Here is a 1,795-nt window from a genome sequence, read left to right as displayed (position 1 = left end):
CCTCCTCAAAATATCTTGTAAAATCTCGTAAATACTCGCGAAATCTCAGTATTTCATAAAGTTATGTTCAAGAAATGAACCAAGTTATGGATGATCCAAAGCATTGAATGCCGGATTTAACGTTATCAGGGTATAGCAAACAAAACGTCTTGAGAGATCTGTTTTGACAGCCTTGATGCGACCCATATCCGTTACGGCAGCAAACCTCCTCTGTCCAACGGGATCATTCGTCACGTGAAGTCCCAACTTCCTTCGTTCTGCCTATCCATAACAGGGCGTCGGCGCAGCTCCATTGCGAGGTCATGCCCCTTGGTAATAATTCCTGCCGACTGCCGGCTCATCCTTTGTTGTTTTCTTAATGTTGCTTCCTCTGCAGCACCTTTCGGCGGACGCTGCCTGCAGTTTCAGCTTGTAGGTCTTACACCCGTTAAGCTGCTTGCGGCTCTTCGGGACGCCTGATGTCTCTTAACAGTTTTTCCGGCTCATAGTCAGCACCGCTTTTCAGTATGGCATAAAACACTCGTATCAGCTTGTTTGACAGTACCATTAGCGACTGTTTCTTTTTCAGCGGATTCGTTTTTCTGCCTGTGTAATAGTGATGTATTTCCTTGAATTCCGGATTTGTCGCTGTCAGTGATAAGACTGCCTCAAACAGAAGAAACCTAAGCCGCTTCCGCCCTCGCTTACTTATCCTTGACTGCCCTTTGTGCTTGCCCGAGCTGTTCGCAACTATTGCCTGCCCTGCAAGCTTCTGTATCTGCTTGGGGTCATTAAATCTGCTTACATCTCCGACCTCTGCAATAAATCCCGATACGGTCTTTATCCCGATGCCCTTTATCTGCATCAGCTTCTTTGCATAAGGCACCTTACTGACCAGTGTTTCGATCAGTTCCATTATCTGTTCAAGTCGGTTTTGAAGTCTGTCGTAGTCCTCAAGCAGCAGAAATATCTCCAACCTCGCAGTTTCATGTCCCTCGGTATGACCTATGCTTCGCCTTGCAGCCTCTACCAGGGTCTTAGCCCTCTTTTTACCGACTGCTCTCAGCTTGGCTTCACGCCATATCTCATTGATCTTTTCCTCTCCGAGCGCTATGATGTCACACGGCAATGCAGCTTTTTTCAGTATCATCATACTGCTGACTGCACTGAAACTACCGTAAACGTCTTTATACTCCGGAAAGTATATCGCAAACCAGCGCTGTATGCGATTTTTGATCCGTGTGAGTTCTGCCTCTGCCTGAAACCTAAGAACGGTTGCGTTTCTTAGCTCGGCGTATATACCCTCAGGCATATACGGATAAGCGTATCTGCCTTCGATGACGAGTTTCGCAATTGTTTTGGGATCCTTCCTGTCGTTCTTGCTAGGAAGGTGATCATCAAGTTCTTTGCTTCGCTTAACGTGGAGCGGATTGACCAGTACCGGCTGCATTCCGTTATCCTGAATAAACTTAGCGAGATCGAACCAGTAATGTCCTGTCGGCTCCATAGCCGGCATAACGGTTTCTTTTCCGCTCTTTTCCATGATCCCGGTGATCCATTCAAAAAAGCCTGCGAATCCTTCTGCGTCATTTGTGAACACATAGGCCTTCTTTGAATACTCCATCCCTCTCCAGTCAAATGCTCTGGCATAGTGCTTTTCGCTGCCTACATCGATCCCGACAATTATTTTTTCTTCTCCTACTTGCAAAATCTTTTCATTTTGTGTATAATACATATAGAGGACACCTTTCTGTAGTTTGTATTACTAACTTTCGCATCGTCAGTATTTACATTCTACACTGAGGTGTTCTTTTTT

Annotated in this window: 1 protein-coding gene; it reads right to left on the bottom strand. The window is 45.7% G+C overall.

Annotated features, from left to right (window positions below; genetic code table 11):
• Positions 1-427: 427 nt before the first annotated feature.
• Positions 428-1,714 carry an IS110 family transposase gene (locus CSD97_RS18650; RefSeq protein ID WP_098032911.1) on the bottom strand — a complete coding sequence of 429 codons (1,287 nt, stop codon included), beginning with the start codon at positions 1,712-1,714 and terminating at the stop codon, positions 428-430.
• Positions 1,715-1,795 lie beyond the last annotated feature (81 nt).

It is taken from the genome of Bacteroides sp. AR29 (assembly GCF_900217715.1).
Taxonomy (GTDB): domain Bacteria; phylum Bacteroidota; class Bacteroidia; order Bacteroidales; family Bacteroidaceae; genus Bacteroides; species Bacteroides uniformis.
The sequence above is the reverse complement of the archived record's forward strand: the minus strand, read 5'-3'. Positions and strand labels throughout refer to the sequence as shown.

What these genes read in the sequence shown, in the direction of transcription:
- CSD97_RS18650 (WP_098032911.1), bottom strand. Translation starts at nt 1,714, where the DNA reads ATGTATTATACACAAAATGAAAAGATTTTGCAAGTAGGAGAAGAAAAA.